This is a genomic window from Rhizobacter sp. LjRoot28, from assembly GCF_964253025.1.
Lineage (GTDB): Bacteria > Pseudomonadota > Gammaproteobacteria > Burkholderiales > Burkholderiaceae_C > Rhizobacter.
On record NZ_CAXUQC020000001.1, the window covers coordinates 2,909,825 to 2,926,870 of the forward strand.

At 67.2% G+C, this 17,046-nt stretch carries 16 protein-coding genes; 9 read left to right on the top strand and 7 right to left on the bottom strand.

Annotation, left to right across the window (positions count from 1 at the left end; genetic code table 11):
* Nucleotides 1–152: 152 nt before the first annotated feature.
* Together dinB and ACSQ2F_RS13320 are read left to right on the top strand one after the other, a co-directional pair.
* On the top strand, nucleotides 153–1,448 hold the full coding sequence (gene dinB / locus ACSQ2F_RS13315) for a DNA polymerase IV (protein WP_436023524.1): 1,296 nt from the start codon (nucleotides 153–155) through the stop codon (nucleotides 1,446–1,448).
* Complete coding sequence (locus ACSQ2F_RS13320) at nucleotides 1,439–2,599, top strand: alpha-hydroxy acid oxidase (RefSeq protein ID WP_436023526.1); 1,161 nt, start codon at nucleotides 1,439–1,441, stop codon at nucleotides 2,597–2,599. The genes dinB and ACSQ2F_RS13320 overlap by 10 nt, the downstream gene beginning before the upstream one ends.
* Before the next feature lie 63 nt (nucleotides 2,600–2,662).
* Here ACSQ2F_RS13320 and ypfJ read toward each other — a convergent pair whose 3' ends face one another.
* The 3 genes from ypfJ to ACSQ2F_RS13335 all read right to left on the bottom strand — a co-directional run bounded on the left by ypfJ (nucleotide 2,663) and on the right by ACSQ2F_RS13335 (nucleotide 4,636).
* Nucleotides 2,663–3,538, bottom strand: a complete 876-nt coding sequence (gene ypfJ, locus ACSQ2F_RS13325; RefSeq protein WP_436023528.1) for a KPN_02809 family neutral zinc metallopeptidase — start codon at nucleotides 3,536–3,538, stop codon at nucleotides 2,663–2,665.
* A gap of 28 nt (nucleotides 3,539–3,566) precedes the next feature.
* Complete coding sequence (dcd, locus tag ACSQ2F_RS13330; RefSeq protein ID WP_436023530.1) at nucleotides 3,567–4,136, bottom strand: dCTP deaminase; 570 nt, start codon at nucleotides 4,134–4,136, stop codon at nucleotides 3,567–3,569.
* 149 nt (nucleotides 4,137–4,285) lie between these two features.
* Nucleotides 4,286–4,636 (bottom strand): winged helix-turn-helix transcriptional regulator, encoded by a 351-nt coding sequence (locus ACSQ2F_RS13335; RefSeq protein ID WP_436023532.1) that lies wholly within the window; start codon nucleotides 4,634–4,636, stop codon nucleotides 4,286–4,288.
* A gap of 77 nt (nucleotides 4,637–4,713) precedes the next feature.
* On the opposite strand from ACSQ2F_RS13335, the gene ACSQ2F_RS13340 reads away from it, so the two are divergent.
* Both ACSQ2F_RS13340 and ACSQ2F_RS13345 read left to right on the top strand, forming a co-directional pair.
* A complete protein-coding gene (locus ACSQ2F_RS13340; RefSeq protein ID WP_436023534.1) occupies nucleotides 4,714–5,274 on the top strand; it encodes a carboxymuconolactone decarboxylase family protein in 561 nt (186 codons plus the stop codon).
* Nucleotides 5,275–5,488: 214 nt separating this feature from the next.
* Nucleotides 5,489–6,025 (top strand): DUF962 domain-containing protein, encoded by a 537-nt coding sequence (locus ACSQ2F_RS13345; RefSeq protein WP_436023536.1) that lies wholly within the window; start codon nucleotides 5,489–5,491, stop codon nucleotides 6,023–6,025.
* 232 nt (nucleotides 6,026–6,257) lie between these two features.
* Here ACSQ2F_RS13345 and ACSQ2F_RS13350 read toward each other — a convergent pair whose 3' ends face one another.
* Nucleotides 6,258–6,755 carry a hypothetical protein gene (locus tag ACSQ2F_RS13350; protein WP_436023538.1) on the bottom strand — a complete coding sequence of 166 codons (498 nt, stop codon included), beginning with the start codon at nucleotides 6,753–6,755 and terminating at the stop codon, nucleotides 6,258–6,260.
* Nucleotides 6,756–7,281: 526 nt separating this feature from the next.
* On the opposite strand from ACSQ2F_RS13350, the gene ACSQ2F_RS13355 reads away from it, so the two are divergent.
* On the top strand, nucleotides 7,282–8,823 hold the full coding sequence (locus ACSQ2F_RS13355; RefSeq protein ID WP_436023540.1) for a M28 family metallopeptidase: 1,542 nt from the start codon (nucleotides 7,282–7,284) through the stop codon (nucleotides 8,821–8,823).
* A 164-nt stretch (nucleotides 8,824–8,987) separates the two neighbouring features.
* On the opposite strand, the gene ACSQ2F_RS13360 is transcribed toward ACSQ2F_RS13355, so the two are convergent.
* Nucleotides 8,988–10,904: a hybrid sensor histidine kinase/response regulator gene (locus tag ACSQ2F_RS13360; protein ID WP_436023542.1), complete on the bottom strand. Its 1,917-nt coding sequence runs from the start codon at nucleotides 10,902–10,904 to the stop codon at nucleotides 8,988–8,990.
* Nucleotides 10,905–11,253: 349 nt separating this feature from the next.
* Complete coding sequence (gene apbC / locus ACSQ2F_RS13365; RefSeq protein ID WP_436023544.1) at nucleotides 11,254–12,345, bottom strand: iron-sulfur cluster carrier protein ApbC; 1,092 nt, start codon at nucleotides 12,343–12,345, stop codon at nucleotides 11,254–11,256.
* Between the two features lie 189 nt (nucleotides 12,346–12,534).
* Between apbC and metG the strand changes: the two genes are divergently transcribed.
* Together metG and ACSQ2F_RS13375 are read left to right on the top strand one after the other, a co-directional pair.
* On the top strand, nucleotides 12,535–14,577 hold the full coding sequence (metG, locus tag ACSQ2F_RS13370) for a methionine--tRNA ligase (protein WP_436023546.1): 2,043 nt from the start codon (nucleotides 12,535–12,537) through the stop codon (nucleotides 14,575–14,577).
* A 136-nt stretch (nucleotides 14,578–14,713) separates the two neighbouring features.
* Nucleotides 14,714–15,388, top strand: a complete 675-nt coding sequence (locus ACSQ2F_RS13375; protein ID WP_436023548.1) for a hypothetical protein — start codon at nucleotides 14,714–14,716, stop codon at nucleotides 15,386–15,388.
* Nucleotides 15,389–15,431: 43 nt separating this feature from the next.
* On the opposite strand, the gene ACSQ2F_RS13380 is transcribed toward ACSQ2F_RS13375, so the two are convergent.
* Nucleotides 15,432–15,914 carry an outer membrane protein assembly factor BamE gene (locus ACSQ2F_RS13380; protein ID WP_436023550.1) on the bottom strand — a complete coding sequence of 161 codons (483 nt, stop codon included), beginning with the start codon at nucleotides 15,912–15,914 and terminating at the stop codon, nucleotides 15,432–15,434.
* Between the two features lie 58 nt (nucleotides 15,915–15,972).
* On the opposite strand from ACSQ2F_RS13380, the gene ACSQ2F_RS13385 reads away from it, so the two are divergent.
* Both ACSQ2F_RS13385 and ACSQ2F_RS13390 read left to right on the top strand, forming a co-directional pair.
* Entirely contained in the window at nucleotides 15,973–16,173 is a 201-nt protein-coding gene (locus ACSQ2F_RS13385) for a DUF3460 family protein (RefSeq protein WP_436026824.1), read from the top strand.
* Between the two features lie 32 nt (nucleotides 16,174–16,205).
* Nucleotides 16,206–17,042, top strand: a complete 837-nt coding sequence (locus tag ACSQ2F_RS13390) for a segregation and condensation protein A (RefSeq protein ID WP_436026826.1) — start codon at nucleotides 16,206–16,208, stop codon at nucleotides 17,040–17,042.
* Nucleotides 17,043–17,046: the final 4 nt, after the last annotated feature.

Genomic DNA, 17,046 nt, shown 5'->3' on the forward strand with positions numbered 1-17,046 from the left:
CCGCGCCTGCGCGCCGGACGCACTCCCCTGAACGGCTGACACGATTGCCAGCGCCGGCCGGCTCGCCGATACTGTACGAAAATACAGCCGCATCGCGCAACCGGCCGCTCTGCCAAACAGCCAACGGCTTGCGCCCACCCGTCCGCCTTCCCGTGAATTCGCCCCCACCGCGTTTCATCGCCCACCTCGACATGGATGCCTTCTATGCATCGGTCGAGCTGCTGCGATACCCCGAGTTGCGCGGGCAGCCGGTCGTGATCGGCGGCGGGCGCGACCAGGCGCCGGTCCTGCAGCCCGACGGCACGCGGCGCTTCGCCAGGCTGCGCCACTACGCCGGCCGAGGCGTCGTCACCACGTCCACCTACGAGGCCCGGGCGCTGGGGGTGCATTCGGCGATGGGCATGATGAAGGCCGCACAGCTGGCACCCGACGCCATCCTGCTGCCGGTCGACTTCGACGAGTACCGCAAGTACTCGCGCTTGTTCAAGGCAGCCGTGCGCGCCATCGCGACCCAGGTCGAGGACCGGGGCATCGACGAGATCTACATCGACCTGACCGACCTCCCCGGTGTCGCAGACGACCGGGGCGAAGCGGCCGGCCGGGCCCTCAAGCAGGCGGTCCTGGACGCCACCGGCCTCACCTGTTCGGTGGGCATCACGCCGAACAAGCTGCTGTCCAAGATCGCCTCCGAGCTCGACAAGCCGAACGGCCTCACCCTGCTCAGCGCCGCCGAGGTGCCCGAGCGCATCTGGCCGATGGCGGCGCGCAAGGTCAACGGCATCGGACCCAAGGCGAGCGAAAAGCTCGCCGGCCTCGGTCTCCACACCATCGGTGACCTCGCCCGTGCGGACCCGGCCTTCCTGATCGAGCACTTCGGTCGCAGCTACGGCCATTGGCTGCACACCGCCTCGCACGGCATCGACGACCGGCCGGTGGTCCTCTTCAGCGAGCCGCGCTCCATCAGCCGCGAAACCACGTTCGAGCGCGACCTGCACGCCGTGCGCGACCGGCCACGCCTGACCGAGCTGTTCACCACGCTGTGCGTCAAGCTCGCCGGTGACCTGCAACGCAAGGGCTATGCCGCCAAGACCATCGGCCTGAAGCTGCGCTTCGATGACTTTCGCATCGTCACCCGCGACATCACGCTGCCCGCGCACACCTGCGACGCCCGCAGCATCCGGCGCGCCGCGGGCGAATGCCTGAAGCGCGTGGACCTGTCGCGTCGCATGCGGCTGCTCGGCGTGCGAGCCGGCAACCTGGCTCGCCTGGCGGACCTGCCGCCCGAGGGCACCCCGCCCCCCGCACGGGAGCCGGAGGTGCCCTACGCGGCATCGCTGCCCCTCTTCGACGAACCCGGACCCGGCCCGCTACGGGTCGCCCCTGCTGCGGACTCCGCTCCGGCTGTCGTAGAGTGGCAAGCTCTTCCCGAAGGACCACCATGCCCGTGATCACGAACATCGAAGACCTGCGAGTGCTCGCTCGCAAGCGGGTGCCGCGGATGTTCTACGACTACGCCGACTCGGGTTCGTGGACCGAGAGCACCTACCGCGCCAACGAGGCCGACTTCCAGGCCATCAAGCTGCGTCAGCGAGTGGCGGTCAACATGGAGAACCGCAGCCTGCGGACCACCATGGTGGGCCAAGACGTGGCCATGCCGGTGGCGCTCGCACCCACCGGCCTCACCGGCATGCAGCACGCCGACGGCGAGATCCTCGCGGCCCGGGCGGCCGAGCGCTTCGGTGTCCCGTTCACCTTGTCGACCATGAGCATCTGCTCCATCGAGGACATCGCCGCGCGCACCCACCGGCCGTTCTGGCTGCAGGTCTACGTGATGCGCGACCGCGCCTTCGTCGAACGGCTCATCGACCGTGCCAAGGCGGCCAGGTGCAGCGCCCTCATGCTGACGCTCGACCTGCAGATCCTCGGGCAGCGCCACAAGGACATCAAGAACGGCCTGTCGGCGCCGCCCAAGCCGACGCTTGCCAACCTGATCAACCTCGCCACCAAGCCGCGCTGGTGCTGGAACATGCTGCAGACACCGCGTCGCGGTTTCGGCAACATCGTGGGTCATGCCAGTGGCGTGGGCGACCTGTCGTCGCTGAGCGCCTGGACGGCCGAACAGTTCGACCCCGCCCTCAGCTGGTCCGATGTGGAATGGATCAAGCAGCGCTGGGGCGGCAAGCTCATCCTGAAGGGCATCATGGACGAGGAGGACGCGCGCCTGGCGGTTGCCAGTGGTGCGGATGCGCTGATCGTCTCCAACCACGGCGGCCGGCAGCTCGATGGCGCGCCGTCGTCCATCGCGGCGCTGCCGGGCATCGTCGATGCCGTGGGGTCGCAGATCGAAGTCTGGATGGACGGCGGGGTGCGTTCGGGGCAGGACGTGCTCAAGGCGGTGGCCCTGGGCGCGCGCGGCACGCTCATCGGGCGGCCGTTCCTCTATGGGCTGGGCGCCATGGGCGAGGCCGGCGTCACGCGGTGCCTCGAGGTGATCGCCCGTGAACTCGACCTCACCATGGCCTTCTGCGGCCACACCGACATCCGCCGCGTGGGGCGCGACATCCTGCTGCCCGGCGCCGGGGTGCCGATGCGCCGCTGATGCCGCCCAGCGCCCGGCGTCACCGCGGCGCCCAGCGGGCCTGAGCCACAGAACCACCGTCGACTACAGCTGCCGCGCCTCGAAGGTGTTGCACTGCTGCACGCTGCCACTCGCCAGGCCCTTCTTGAACCAGGCCACCCGCTGCGCGCTGCTGCCGTGCGTGAAGCTTTCGGGCTGCACCGTTCCGTGAGACTTGCGCTGCAAGGTGTCGTCACCAATCTGGGACGCCGCATTGAGTGCCTCTTCGACATCGCCCGACTCGAGGATCTGCCGCGAGGCATCGGCATGATGGGCCCAGACGCCGGCGAAGCAGTCGGCCTGCAGTTCGAGCCGCACGCTCAGCGCGTTCTGCTCGGCCTGGCTCACCCGGCCGCGGGCACCGTCGACCCGGTCGGTGATGCCCATCAGGTGCTGCACATGGTGCCCGACCTCGTGCGCGATGACGTAGGCCTGCGCAAAGTCGCCGGGTGCGCCCAGGCGGGTGCGCATGGTTTCGTAGAAGCTCAGGTCGATGTAGACCTTTTCGTCGCCGGGGCAGTAGAACGGCCCCATGGCGGACTGCCCGGTGCCGCAGGCCGTGGGCTCGCTGCCCCGGAAGAGCCGCAGCTTGGGCTCGCGGTAGGTGCTGCCCAGCTGGCGGAACTGGTCACGCCACACGTCCTCGGTGTCGGCCAGCACGGTGGACACGAAGCGGGCCATGGGATCGTCGGCGGGCGGGGCACCTGCAGGTTCCTGCTGCACGGCCACGGGCGAGCCGCCACCACTCAGCAGCCCGAGCACCGTCAGCGGGTTGATGCCGAAGATCCAGCCGGCCACGAGCGCCACCACGATGGTGCCGATGCCCACGCTGCGCCCGCCGCCAAAGGGCAGGCCTCCACGGCCACCGCCCTGGCGGGCGTCCTCGACGTTGTCACTCTGGCGATTGCCTTCCCACTTCATGTCCGGCTCCTGCGGCCGGGAGGCCGCGTCAGGTCTTGGGCAGGGTCACGCCGCGCTGGCCCTGGTATTTGCCACCTCGGTCCTTGTAGCTGGTTTCGCACACTTCGTCACTCTCGAAGAAAAGAACCTGCGCACAACCCTCGCCCGCGTAGATCTTGGCAGGCAGCGGCGTGGTGTTGCTGAACTCGAGCGTGACATAGCCTTCCCATTCGGGTTCGAACGGCGTCACGTTGACGATGATGCCGCAGCGGGCATAGGTGCTCTTGCCGAGGCAGATGGTCAGCACGTTGCGCGGGATGCGGAAGTACTCCATCGTGCGCGCCAGCGCGAAGCTGTTGGGCGGAATCACGCAGACGTCCGCGTTGATGTCGACGAAGCTGCGCTCGTCGAAGTTCTTCGGGTCGACCACCGTGCTGTAGATGTTGGTGAACACCTTGAACTCCGGCGCGCACCGGATGTCGTAGCCGTAGCTGCTCGTGCCATAGCTCACGATCTTGCTGCCGTCGGCCGCCTGCCGGACCTGCCCGGGCTCGTACGGCTCGATCATCCCGTGCTCCTCCGCCATGCGGCGGATCCACTTGTCGCTCTTGATGCTCATGTTGAAGGTCCCGCGGCTCGACGTCAGACGAAAGCCCGGATTGTAGGGATCCGGGCGAACCCGGCGCCACGGGCACGTCAAACCGACCGGCCGGGATGGCGCCTGCGCCCCGCCGCCCCCTGCCCGGCTCGATGCAGCGGCCCGGTTCTTCAACGATCGCCTTGCGCCGGACCACCCCGGCGTGACGAACGGGAGCCCTTCCAGAGCACGGCCCACGCCCCAAGGGGCGCGAACGCGGCGACCAGTTCGGTGCCGGCCGCAGTGAGCCCGTAGCCGCCCTCTACACGGTCGACCAGACCGGCTTCACGCAACTCCGCAAGCCGCTGGTTGAGCACGCTCGGAGAGACCTCGTCGCAATGGGCCTGCAGGGTGCGGAAGGTCATCGGCGACGCATTGAGCTCCCACAGCAGCCGCAGTGTCCAGCGACGCTGCAGGATCTCCATCGCCTCGTTGATGGCCTGCTTGGCGAACACGATGTCGGGGTCGGAGGCGGGCTGCATGCCTCGATGCTATCAAATCAGTAGTGATTTTCCGCTAGCCGTGGCATGCTACGGATTCAATAGCATCGGAGCCGCTCATGACCCGCATCGCCCCCGTCCACGCCCCCTTTTCCCCCGACATTGAACCGGTGCTCGCCGAGCTCACGCCGGCCGGCATGACCCCTCTGGTGCTGTTTCGCACCCTGGCGCGCTCGCCGCGCGTGTTCAGGAAATTCCGCGCAGGGGCGTTGCTCGACAAGGGCCCGCTCTCGCTTCGGCATCGGGAGCTCGTCATTCTTCGGACCTGCGCGCTCGCAGGCAACGAGTACGAATGGGGCGTGCACGTCACCTTCTTCGGCCCCCGCGCAGGGTTCACCGAGGCGCAATTGGCGGCCACGGTGCATGGCGCCGGCAACTGGGACGCGCCCGAAGCGGCTCTCCTGGCCGCGGCCGAGCAGCTGCACGACACCACTCGCCTCGATGACGAAGCATGGGGCGCGCTGCGTGCGCACTTCGACGAACCCCAGGTGCTGGAAGTGCTCGCAGTGGCCGGCTTCTACCGCACCGTGAGCCTGTTCGTGAACGCGCTGCAGTTGCCGCTGGAGTCGTACGCGGCGCGCTTCCCGGCGCGTCCCTCCGGTGCGCGCAACATGTCGTGACGCCGCGCCGGCCCGTCGAGGCCGCATCCGATCCAACGCACCCGGGCCTGGTTTGCAGCTGGATCTTCGGGCGCTTCCCCCGCCCGGAGTGCCTCGCATGCTCTGCTGCGCGTGCAGGTGATCGGGTGCAGGAAACCCCGCAGACACCATGCCCGTGCAGGGGCGCACAATGGTTCCACGACCGCGGCCCCTCGCCGCATCCGGAGGACGCGCCATGAGCCAAGCTCGCACCGCCATCGACCTGCTCGCCAAGTACGCCGTGTACCACCGCGACCAGCGCAACATCGCCACCCACTTCGTGGGCGTGCCCATGATCGTCTTCGGCATCGGCGTGCTGCTCGCGCGGGCCCGCGTCGACATCGGCGACGTCACCGTCTCCGCGGCCTGGGTGGCCTTCGCCCTGTCAGCCGTCTGGTACCTGACCCGCCGTGGTGCGTTCACCCTCAGCCTCGCGGTCACCGCGGCCACGGGCGTGATCATCCTGGCGGCGCATGCCGTGTCACGCGGCAGCGTCGGCGCCTGGCTCGCATGGGGTCTGGGCACCTTCATCATCGGCTGGATCATCCAGTTCATCGGCCACTACTACGAGGGCCGCAAGCCCGCCTTCGTCGACGACCTCGTCGGCCTGCTGGTGGGCCCGATGTTCGTCACCGCCGAAGCCTTGTTCGCCCTCGGCTGGAACAAGCCGCTGCATGCCGAGATCGAGCGCCGCGCCGGCCCCACCCACCTGCGCAACCTCGTCAGCATTTGAAGCAGCGGGCCCCCGGCCTGCCATCCCTGCTGCCATAGGCCATCGCCACTCGTCCGCTGGCGTTGACTTGTCATTGCGTCCGCCGACCTGAGGCGCACTGTGCACGCGCTCGACCGCCGTCGCAGTACGCACGGCCTGGCGTCATGCCCCGGATGCCACCGTCCTTGGCGAGAGCCGGTGGCACGTTTCGGGTCGGGGGCCCTGCATCAGCGTCGGGGTGACGTGCAGCCCGCTATTTCCCCTCGCTCACGTGCTCGCGAAGCAGTTCGAGCGCCATTCCCGCTGGAAACCAAGCCCGTTCCCCTTCATTCGTCGAATTGATGAATGCCAGCCATTCCTGCAACGCGCGAAGCTGATCGCCCGAGAACTTGTCGAATCGCTCGGCTTTCCAGACCTCGATTTTCTCGGCCCGGCGCGAGGCGGGCGTCAGGCACTCGACGGCGTGCATGGCGACATCCGAGTCTGGATAGGCGAGCGTGGCCAAGGCCAGGGCTGGCAAGAGAAATCGCACGCCTTCCGAAGTCAAGTACAGCGACCGGCTGAAGTAGACCTCGCTGAGCTTCTTCAAGTCCACTTCCTTCCACGCCCTGCCGAGGCAGGCATCGTGCAGAAACTGGGCTTCATCGTGCATGGAGGGCAAGCTCACCTGCAGAAAATCCTCCGACCACCTGACCTTCTCAGGGAAAGCAGCGGACAGGCGTCCTGACAAATCATCGGCCGAGCTTGGCATCTTCTGGTCCTGTAAGGCGGCAGCCACATTTGATCTGCTTGATTCTGTAGCAAGCCGCGATGGCTTTTCTTTTCTTCCCTTCCTCCTGGCATTTCGAGTGTGCGCTGCAACTGCATGGGTTGCGCTCCGGTCCCAGCGAGATTGCAAACGCCTCGCCGCCGCACAGCGCAAGGTGTCGCCGCCGCCTCTCGCGACCCCGATCCCGCAGCCTTTGCAACCCGCAACTCGCATCTCGCATGGCCCCGCGCCGGTCCGTGGACGAGGTGCTCCACGACCGCGGCACCGCGCGCCATCTCCGCTTTGGTGCAGTGCGAAGGCACATCGCTTGCTCTCTGGGGCTTCGGCTCGCGGACACATCCACGGCCGGTGCGTCTCGACCGGCAAGCAGTCTCGGATTCGTGTCCGGAACGTCGAGCCGAAGGTCCGTGTCCATCCGGCATGCAGCGTCTTGCAGCATGCCGTTGGATGCGGTCGTGCGACATCACCCTCGGGCGCCAGGGCGCCCATCTCGTCAGGGAGACGAAACATGCAGAAGATTCTTCCGAAGCTCTCATCACCAGGCCGCAAGGTCTGGCTTGCCGCCACGGCGGCCTCGGTGGCAGTCGGCCTTGCGGCCTGCGGCGGCGGCGATGACGACGTGGCCGTGCCCAACTGTGCGCAGCAGGTCAACGACACCGCCGAGAAACTGGCGGCGTGCGTTTCACTCACCGGCGTCAAGGCTCACCTGACCGAACTCGACCGCATCGCCAAGGCGAACAACGGCAACCGCGCCTCGGGCACGCCAGGGTTCGATCAATCGATCGACTACGCCATGAAGGTCTTCAACGACGCCGGCTACGCCGTCACCCGCACGACCTTCTCGTTCGTCTCGTTCACCGACAACGGGGGCAGCGCCCTGCAGCAGGTGGCTCCCGCCCCGGCAGCCGATATCGCGCACAACGTCATGTCGTACTCGGGCACCGGCGACGTGGCCTCGGCCCCGGTCACCGTGGTTCCCAACCTCGGCTGCGACGCGGCCGACTTCACTACCTTCACCGCCGGGCACATCGCCCTCATCAGCCGCGGCACCTGCCCGTTCGGCCAGAAGGCCGCCAATGCAGCGACGGCCGGTGCGGCGGGCGTGGTGATCTACAACAACGCCGAAGGCGACCTGAACGGCACGCTGGGCGATGCCTTCGCCGAGAACATCCCGGTGGTCTCGGTCACCCAGGTCCTCGGCCAGCAGCTCGCCGCCACCCCCGGCCTCACGCTGCGCATCAAGGCCGACACCACCCGGACCACGACGACCACCTACAACGTGCTCGCCGAATCCAAGGCCGGTGACCCGAATGCGGTGGTCATGGTCGGCGCGCACCTGGATTCGGTGCACGAAGGCGCAGGCATCAACGACAACGGCACCGGTTCGGCCGCCATCCTCGAGACCGCGGTGCAGATGGCCAAGGTGACGCCGAAGAACAAGCTGCGCTTCGCGCTGTGGGGTGGCGAAGAGTCGGGCCTGCTCGGCTCGACCGACTACGTCGACACCCTGCCCGACGCCGAGCGCGCCAAGATCGTGCTGTACCTCAACTTCGACATGATCGGTTCCCCGAACCCGGGCTACTTCATCTATGACGGTGACAACTCGGACAACACCGGCGAGGCCGCCGGCCCCGCGGGCTCCGACGCGATCGAGAAGGCCTTCGAGGCGTTCTACACCGAGCGCGGCAAGAAGTTCAAGGGCACCGACTTCGACGGGCGCTCCGACTACGGTCCCTTCATCGCGGCCGGCATTCCCGCCGGCGGCCTGTTCACCGGCGCCGAAGGCCTGAAGACGGAAGACGAAGTGGCGCTGTGGGGCGGCCAGGCCGGTGTCGCCTACGACAAGTGCTACCACGCCGCTTGCGATGACATGACCAACCTCAACGACGACGCGCTCGACCTCAACTCCGACGCCGTCGCCCTGGTCACCCTGCGCTATGCCAACAGCACCGAGGGCATCCCCGCCCGCGTGGCCGGCAATTCCGCTCGGGTCAGCGCCTACAAGCCGCCGGCCGACATGCGGCCGAAGCACCTGCCGAAGCTGAAGTGAGAACCGGGCCGCTGCGCGCTTGCCGGGAGGCAGGCGCTGCATGCGGCCCTTTCAGCCGCGGCCCGAATGTGGCTTGATGCAAATCCGGACCGCTGGCAGGAGGCGAGCGGGTCAACTCGGCAGCGTGCGCGAGCTTGCTGCCGAGCGGTGCGCCGCGGGGCCACTCAACGGTCTGCGACGCTGGCGTGGGCCACCAGCGCATCGATGGCCCCCGGCAACACCGGCTTGACCAGGTGAGCGTCGAAGCCCGCCTCCAGCGACCGGCGCTTGTCCTCTTCCTGGCCCCACCCCGTCAAGGCGACGATCATCGCGCCGCTGGTCCCCGCTTCCTGTCGCAGGCGGCGGCACACCTCGTAGCCATTCACCTTGGGCATGCCGATATCGAGGAGCACCAGGTCCGGCTTGAACCGGGCCGCGACATCGAGTGCCTCGAAGCCGTCGTACGCGGTCAGGGTGTGGTTGCCCGTCATCGTCAGCATCATCGCCAAGCTGTCCGCGGCGTCACGGTTGTCATCCACCACGAGAATCCGCTTGCGCCCGCTGTCGGCGATCGGTTCCTCCTGATCAGTCGCGGCCGGCATGGCCATTCCCGAGGCCACCGGGAGGTGGACGACGAACTCGCTGCCAGAGCCGAGCCCCTCGCTTCGGGCTTCAACCGCCCCGCCGTGCATCTCGACCAGCCGCTTGACGATGGACAGCCCGATGCCCAACCCGCCGTGTGACCGTTCGAGGTTGCTTTCCGCTTGGGAGAACATGTCGAAGACCAGCGGCAGCATGTGCGCCGAGATGCCGATACCGTTGTCCCGCACGGAGACGATGGCCTCGCCTTCGACGTGTCGAACGGTCAATTCGATGCGGCCACCACGCCCGGTGAACTTGCTGGCGTTGTTCAAGAGGTTCGAGAACACCTGAGCCAGACGGGTCAAGTCGCCCTGCACGATGATCCGGCCCGGGAACAGGTCGACCAGCAGCTCTTGATCGCACTTCGAGATGGCCGGCCGATTGGCCTCGACAGCCTGCGCGATGGCCTGCGCCAGATCGACCCGCTCACTGCGCAGTTCGATCTTGCCCCGGCTGATGCGGCTCAGGTCGAGCAGGTCCTCGATGAGATGCACCATGTGCCCGAGCTGGCGCTCCATCATCTCGCGGACTCGCTCGATCGCTTGAGCATCGCCCGTTCCCAGGCGCATGATCTGCAGGCCGTTGCGAATCGGGGCCAAGGGGTTTCGGAGTTCGTGCGCCAGGGTGGCAAGGAACTCGTTCTTCCGCTGATCCTGCTCTTGAAGGCGTCCGACCAGCCGCTCGCGTTCCTCCTCGGCGTTCTTCCGGTCCGTGATGTCGGCCACGGTGCCGTCGAAACTCACTGCGCGGTTGATCGAGCCGCTGGCGTCGATGTGCGACCGTCCTTTGGCGGCGATCCAGCGGAGAGATCCGTCCGGTTGAACGATCCGGTATTCAATCGCGTACGGAGCGGGGTCGTCCGGGCGGGTTGCCGCAGCGATGGCCTCCTGCACGGCCGGAACGTCGCCAGGGTGGATGATCGCAAACAGCTCGGGGTAGTCCGCCACGGCGGCGCCGAAGATCGTCCGGAAGCGGGCGTCGCTCTGGATGGCCCCTGTTGCCAGATCGACATGCCACATCCCGACTTCGGCGGCTTCAAGGGCCAGCTGCCGCCTCACTTCGCTGGCCGTGAAGGCCTCCTCTGCCTGCTTGCGTTCGTCGATGTCGATGACCGCGCCAACCATGCCGAGGTATTCACCCGTGGCCGTGAACCGGGGCCGGCCCACGTCGAGCGCCCACCGGTATTCACCGCGAGCGCCACGGAGCCGGTACTCCAGGCGAAACTCCTCCCGGCTGGTATTGGCCCTCAGGAAGATCCGCGCGGCCTCCGCCTGGTCGTCCGGGTGGGTGGCACTGGTCCAGCCCAGGCCGAGGGCTTCCGCTTCGGTCTGGCCGGTGAACGAATACCACTCGCGGGACAGGAACGTGCAGTGGCCGGTGGGGTCGGTCTCCCACAGCATGGCGGGAACGGCGTCGGCGAACGCACGGATGCGGGCCTCGCTCTCGTGCAGTGGATTCATGGTGTGGCTGGCTCCAGCGGGGCGTAGACGCCCACGGTACGACGATTCAAATGCCGCTGCTGCTCTTTGGCTTGGCGTCGCTCCGCTCAGCTCGCTCGCAGTCCTGCGTTGAGGATTGTCCGCCGGATACGAGCCCGCGGCGGCCCTCCGGTGAGATGACCGCTTCGGCTTTGCAAAGCGGACGCTCCGGCCGGAGTGTCATGCCTCCGACCTCGCTGGCATGTCCAAGCCATCCACACCAGAAAAGACCGGGCAGCACGCTTAGCCTTGCCCGCCGGCCATTCAAGTTCCGGGACAGGCGCTCACCCGGCTGGGCAACGCCATGGCCCGTCGACATCGGGCCGGGCGCTCAGGTGTTCTTCGACACCGTGATGGTCGGGAACTTGGCCGAGAAGTCCTTGGTCTGCTGGGCAATCTTGACCGCCACCTTCCGCGCCATGGCCTTGTAGAGGCCGGCAATCTCGCCGTCCGGTTCGGCCACGACGGTGGGCCGGCCGGCGTCAGCCTGCACCCGGATGCCGAGGTCCAGCGGCAGCGCGCCGAGGTAGTCCATGCCGTACTCGGCGGCCATGCGACGGCCGCCGTCGTGACCGAAGATGTGCTCCACGTGGCCGCAGTTGGAGCAGACGTGCATGGCCATGTTCTCCACCACGCCGAGGATCGGCACGCCGACCTTCTCGAACATCTTGACGCCGCGCTTGGCATCGATCAACGCGATGTCCTGCGGCGTCGTCACGATGACCGAGCCGGTGAGCGGAACGCGTTGCGCGAGGGTGAGCTGGATGTCGCCGGTGCCCGGGGGCATGTCGATGAGGAGGTAGTCGAGGTCCTTCCAGCGGGTCTGGCGCAGGAGCTGGTCCAGCGCCTGGGTGGCCATGGGGCCGCGCCAGATCATGGCGTTGTCCGGTTCCACCAGGAAGCCGATGGAGATGACCTGCACGCCATGGTTGCGCATCGGCTCCATGGTCTTGCCGTCGTCACTCTCCGGCCGTCCGGTGATGCCCATCATGGTGGGCAGGCTCGGGCCGTAGATGTCGGCGTCGAGCAGGCCGACCGAGGCACCTTCCGCGGCCAGCGCCAACGCCAGGTTCACGGCGGTCGTGCTCTTGCCCACGCCGCCCTTGCCCGAGGCCACGGCGATGATGTTCTTCACATTGGGCAGCAGCTGTACCCCGCGCTGCACGGCATGCGACACGATGCGGCTCACCACTTGCACATCGACCTTCTGCACGCCCTCGACCGTGCGCACCGCCGCCTCGAGGGTGGCCTTGAGTCCGGCCTCCTGGCTGCGCGCGGGATAGCCGAGTTCCACCTCGAACGACACGTCGCCGCCCTTGATGCGCAGGTTCTTGAGCTGGCGGGTCGAGACGAAGTCCCGGCCGGTGTGGGGATCGACGACCGTCTGGATCGCCGCGGTGATCGTCTGCTCGCTGAGGGCCATGGGTACTGATCTGTCGCAGGGGAAAGGAATCGCGCCAGTCTAGCGCCTCGCAATGCCCCTTCCGCCACCCGTCCGCCGGGCTGCCAGGCGGACGCGGGACGCAGCCTGCCGGCCCTGAGGGCGAAGGCAGGCCACTAGAATCGGGGGCCCTCGTGCCGCACGGCCCGGCGCCTGCCAGAAAAGACCACCATGACCCGCAAGCTGTTCGTCACCACCGCCCTGCCCTACGCCAACGCCCCGTTCCACATCGGCCACATGATGGAGTACATCCAGGCCGACATCTGGGTGCGCTTCCTGCGCATGCAGGGCCACGAGGTGCACTTCGTCGGGGCCGATGACGCCCATGGCGCGCCGATCATGATCGCCGCCGAGAAGGCAGGCAAAACGCCCCAGGCCTTCGTGGGCGAGATCGCTGCCGGCCGCAAGCAGTACCTCGATGGCTTTCGCATCGCCTTCGACAACTGGCACTCGACCGATGGCCCGGAGAACCATGAACTCGCCCAGGAGATCTACCGGGCCCTGCGCAAGGAAGGCCTGATCGCCGAACGCACCATCGAGCAGTTCTTCGACCCGGTGAAGGGCATGTTCCTGCCTGACCGCTACATCAAGGGCGAGTGCCCGAAGTGCGGCGCCAAGGACCAGTACGGTGACAACTGCGAATCCTGCGGCGCGGTCTACCAGCCGACCGAGCTGCGCAATCCCTATTCGGCGCTGAGCGGCGCGACGCCCGAGCTGCGCAAGAGCGCCCACTACTTCTTCCAGCTCTCCTCCGACCGCTGCGTCGACTTCCTGAAGGAATGGACGCACGCGCCGGGACGCCTGCAGCCCGAGGTGCTGAACAAGATCCGCGAGTGGTTCAACGTCGACGACACCGGTCGCGCGGGCCTGGCCGACTGGGACATCAGCCGCGATGCACCGTACTTCGGCATCCGCATCCCCGACACCGAGGACAAGTACTTCTACGTCTGGCTCGACGCTCCCGTGGGCTACCTCGCGTCGCTGAAGAACCACTTCGGCAAGACCGGCCGCGACTTCGACGCCTTCTTCCGCGACCCCTCGGTGGAGCAGGTGCACTTCATCGGCAAGGACATCACCTACTTCCACACCCTGTTCTGGCCGGCCATGCTGCACTTCAGCGGCCGAAAGACACCCGACCACGTGTACGTGCACGGCTTCATCACCGTGAGCGGCGAAAAGATGAGCAAGAGCCGTGGCACGGGCATCTCGCCGCTGCGCTACCTCGAGCTCGGCATGGACCCGGAGTGGCTGCGCTACTACATCGCCGCCAAGCTGAACGCCCGCAACGAGGACATCGACTTCAACCCCGATGACTTCATCGCCCGCGTCAACAGCGACCTGGTGGGCAAGTACATCAACATCGCGAGCCGGGCCGCCGGCTTCCTGAGCAAGCGCTTCGGTGGCACCTTGTCGGCCGACGTCGGTGTCGAGGGCCGCATGCTGCTCGATGCACTGCGCGCCCACCGGGCCGAGGTCGAGCGCCTCTACGACGAACGGGAGTTCGGCAAGGCCTTGCGCGAGGTGATGCTGCTGGCCGACAAGGTCAACGAGTACGTCGACCAGAACAAGCCCTGGGAGCTGGCCAAGAAGCACGGGGAAGACGCCGTGCTGCACGACGTCTGCACGGTCTGCATCGAGGCCTTCCGCCTGCTCACCATCTACCTCAAGCCGGTGCTGCCGGGCCTTGCCGCCCAGGTGGAGGCGTTCCTTCGCGTCGAGCCCCTCACCTTCAGTGACGTCGAGCGGGCCCTCGGAGGCCACACCATCGGGGCCTACCAGCACCTGATGCAACGCGTGGACCCCAAGCTCCTCGATGCACTGTTCGAGCCGCCGGTGGTGGCCCTGCCCCCGCCGGGCGGGGAGCCGATCGCCCCGGAAATCAAGATCGACGATTTCGCCAAGGTCGACCTGCGCATCGCAAAGATCGTGAACTGCGAACACGTCGAGGGCTCCGACAAACTGCTGCGCCTCACGCTCGACGTGGGCGAAGGCCGCACCCGCAACGTCTTCAGCGGCATCAAGGCGGCATACCAGCCGCAGGACCTGATCGGCAAGCTCACGGTCCTCGTGGCCAACCTCGCGCCGCGCAAGATGAAGTTCGGCGTGAGCGAGGGCATGGTGCTCGCGGCCTCGCATGCCGACGAGAAGGCCAACCCCGGGATCTTCGTGCTGGAGCCGGGCGAAGGTGCCACCCCGGGCATGCGCGTCCGATGAAGCCGACCGGCCATCGGCAGATGGCTCGGTGAACAGGGTCGGCGGCGAGATTATTCGCCGCCGCCTCGCCGCGACGTCACGCCCATGATGTAAGCTTTTCGATACAACATCGACAAGTTCATCAGGGAACGAACACGTGGGATTTCTGGACGACCTCAAGCGTCAGGCTGACGCCCTCAAGACGCAAAGCTCCTTCGACGCCGCCGCGGTAGCACGCAACACGGCGCTCGTCGAAGCCGCCTGCAAGGCGACGCTGCACTACTTCATGGAGCTGGCGCCCCAGCTGAACGTGCTGCAGCTCAAGCCGCGCATTCGCTTCTCCCTGGACAGCCGCACGCCGCTCGACAACCTGGCCCGGGGCGACTTCATGGTCGACTCGCGAAAGCAGCGCCTGCGCGATCAGGACGTCTTCGACCACCTCGTCATCCACGGCCAGCAGAAGTCCGGCCAAGTGATGACCATGACGAAGGACTTCCCGCCCGAGATCGAGCGGCTGGAGTCCCGCCTTCGCCAGGCCGGCATCACGGCCGATGTGGAAACGCGGCGCGATCCCGACAAGGGCCGCCTGCTGCATGTCAACTTCCGCTTCACGGCCGACGTGATCCTGATGGTCAAGGTGTTTCCCGAGCACGACCAGGGCCGCCTGCGCTTCCAGATGGTGAACCTCGACGGCCTGGAGACCGTGACCGCCGAGTTCCCGGCGCATGCCGTCACCACCGGCCTGCTCGACGAGCTGGCCCGCTGGCTCACCGGCGACATGAGCCACGGCTTCCTCAAGGCAGCCGAGGGCGTGAAGCGCGTCGAGGCCTGAGGCCAGGTCAGCGAGCTTTGGCCCCGGCCTTTGCCCAGGGCGTTCAGCTGGCCGTGTTGCGCGGGTCCTGCACGGTGGTGGTGGTGGTGAGCCGTCCGTCCTTGTCGAACGTGGCCCAGAAGAGCTTGCTTTCCTGGCCATCGAGGAAACGCCACTCCCACACCTCCTCCGCCTTGAGCGGAAAGGCCTGCACCTTGCCCGGGGCACCCAGGGCCTGACGGACCTGGGCCTGCGTCGCGCCTGCCTGGAGCCTGGCGAAGTTGGCCGGGGTCAAAAGCTGGCGCAGCGACGCCATCTTGCCGTCCGGCCCGATGACGATCTCGTAGTTGACGTGGCCCTCGGGTTGCCGGGTGTACTCCAGGCGCAGCGACCCGTCTGCCAGGCGCTGTTCGACCGTCGGTTCGCCGAACTGGCCCCGCACGTCCGATTCGTTCGAGAAGCCCTCTTCCAGCTTCTCGATGCGCCGGGCGTCGCACGCCGCGAGCGAGGCTGCCAGCAGTGCCACAACGATGAATCCGCGTGCCATGTCCATCCCCGGTAAAATCCCTGACAGCCACTTTAACGCCCCCGGGCGAACGCTCACCATGCCGCTGTTCTGGAAGCCTTACAAGTCCGACATCTCCACCTTCATCGACAGCCTGAAGGAGAAGAAGCCCACCCTGGAAGCCGAGCAACGCCAGGGGCGCGGCCTGCTGTGGGACCGTCCGATCGACGCGGACCGCCAGGCCGAGTACCGCGCCTCCCGCGTGCCGCAGCAGCCCTACGTCTACCAGACCAAGCGCTGAAAGCAGCCGCGCGCCGGCCTTCGCCCGTGACGATGGACACCGCCCTGTCCCAGTCGCCGCCCGATGCGATCTCGCCCAGCGTGGTCGACAACGTCGCGGTGGCCCGCCTCTATGGCGAGCCCCTGTTCGCGATGCCGACCGACCTGTACATCCCGCCGGATGCGCTGGAGGTGTTCCTCGAAGCCTTCGAGGGGCCGCTCGACCTGCTGCTCTACCTGATCCGCAAGCAGAATTTCAACATCCTCGACATCCCCCTGGCCAGCGTCACCGTGCAGTACCTGGCCTACGTGGAGCAGATCCGCAAGACCAACCTCGAGCTGGCGAGCGAATACCTGCTGATGGCCGCGATGCTGATCGAGATCAAGTCGCGCATGCTGCTGCCGCCGAAGAAGTCGGCCGAGGGCGAGGAGGCCGAGGATCCGCGCGCCGAACTCGTGCGCCGGCTGCTCGAGTACGAGCAGATGAAGCTCGCCGCCGCGCGGCTCGACAACCTGCCCGTCATCGGGCGTGATTTCCTGCGGGCCCAGGTGGCCGTCGAGCAGTCGCTCGTCACCCGATTCCCCGATGTCGAACCCGACGAGCTTCGCGCGGCGTGGCTCGACATCCTCAAGCGCGCCAAGCTCAACCAGCACCACACCATCACCCGCGAGCAGCTCAGTGTGCGCGAGCACATGAGCATCGTGCTCAAGCGCCTGCAGGGCCGGCGGTTCGCCACCTTCGAAGACCTGTTCGACGTCTCCCGCGGCCCGCAGGTGCTGGTCGTCACCTTCATCGCGATGCTCGAACTGTCGCGCGAGCACCTGCTCGAAGTCACCCAGGCCGAGGCCTTCGCCCCGATCTACGTCCGGCTGGCCTACCAGCCGGCCTGAACCC

Coding starts and splice junctions, on each gene's coding strand:
- ACSQ2F_RS13320 (WP_436023526.1), top strand. CDS start 1,439: ATGCCCGTGATCACGAACATCGAAGACCTGCGAGTGCTCGCTCGCAAG.
- ypfJ (WP_436023528.1), bottom strand. CDS start 3,538: ATGAAGTGGGAAGGCAATCGCCAGAGTGACAACGTCGAGGACGCCCGC.
- dcd (WP_436023530.1), bottom strand. CDS start 4,136: ATGAGCATCAAGAGCGACAAGTGGATCCGCCGCATGGCGGAGGAGCAC.
- ACSQ2F_RS13335 (WP_436023532.1), bottom strand. CDS start 4,636: ATGCAGCCCGCCTCCGACCCCGACATCGTGTTCGCCAAGCAGGCCATC.
- ACSQ2F_RS13340 (WP_436023534.1), top strand. CDS start 4,714: ATGACCCGCATCGCCCCCGTCCACGCCCCCTTTTCCCCCGACATTGAA.
- ACSQ2F_RS13345 (WP_436023536.1), top strand. CDS start 5,489: ATGAGCCAAGCTCGCACCGCCATCGACCTGCTCGCCAAGTACGCCGTG.
- ACSQ2F_RS13350 (WP_436023538.1), bottom strand. CDS start 6,755: ATGCCAAGCTCGGCCGATGATTTGTCAGGACGCCTGTCCGCTGCTTTC.
- ACSQ2F_RS13355 (WP_436023540.1), top strand. CDS start 7,282: ATGCAGAAGATTCTTCCGAAGCTCTCATCACCAGGCCGCAAGGTCTGG.
- ACSQ2F_RS13360 (WP_436023542.1), bottom strand. CDS start 10,904: ATGAATCCACTGCACGAGAGCGAGGCCCGCATCCGTGCGTTCGCCGAC.
- apbC (WP_436023544.1), bottom strand. CDS start 12,345: ATGGCCCTCAGCGAGCAGACGATCACCGCGGCGATCCAGACGGTCGTC.
- metG (WP_436023546.1), top strand. CDS start 12,535: ATGACCCGCAAGCTGTTCGTCACCACCGCCCTGCCCTACGCCAACGCC.
- ACSQ2F_RS13380 (WP_436023550.1), bottom strand. CDS start 15,914: ATGGCACGCGGATTCATCGTTGTGGCACTGCTGGCAGCCTCGCTCGCG.
- ACSQ2F_RS13385 (WP_436026824.1), top strand. CDS start 15,973: ATGCCGCTGTTCTGGAAGCCTTACAAGTCCGACATCTCCACCTTCATC.
- ACSQ2F_RS13390 (WP_436026826.1), top strand. CDS start 16,206: ATGGACACCGCCCTGTCCCAGTCGCCGCCCGATGCGATCTCGCCCAGC.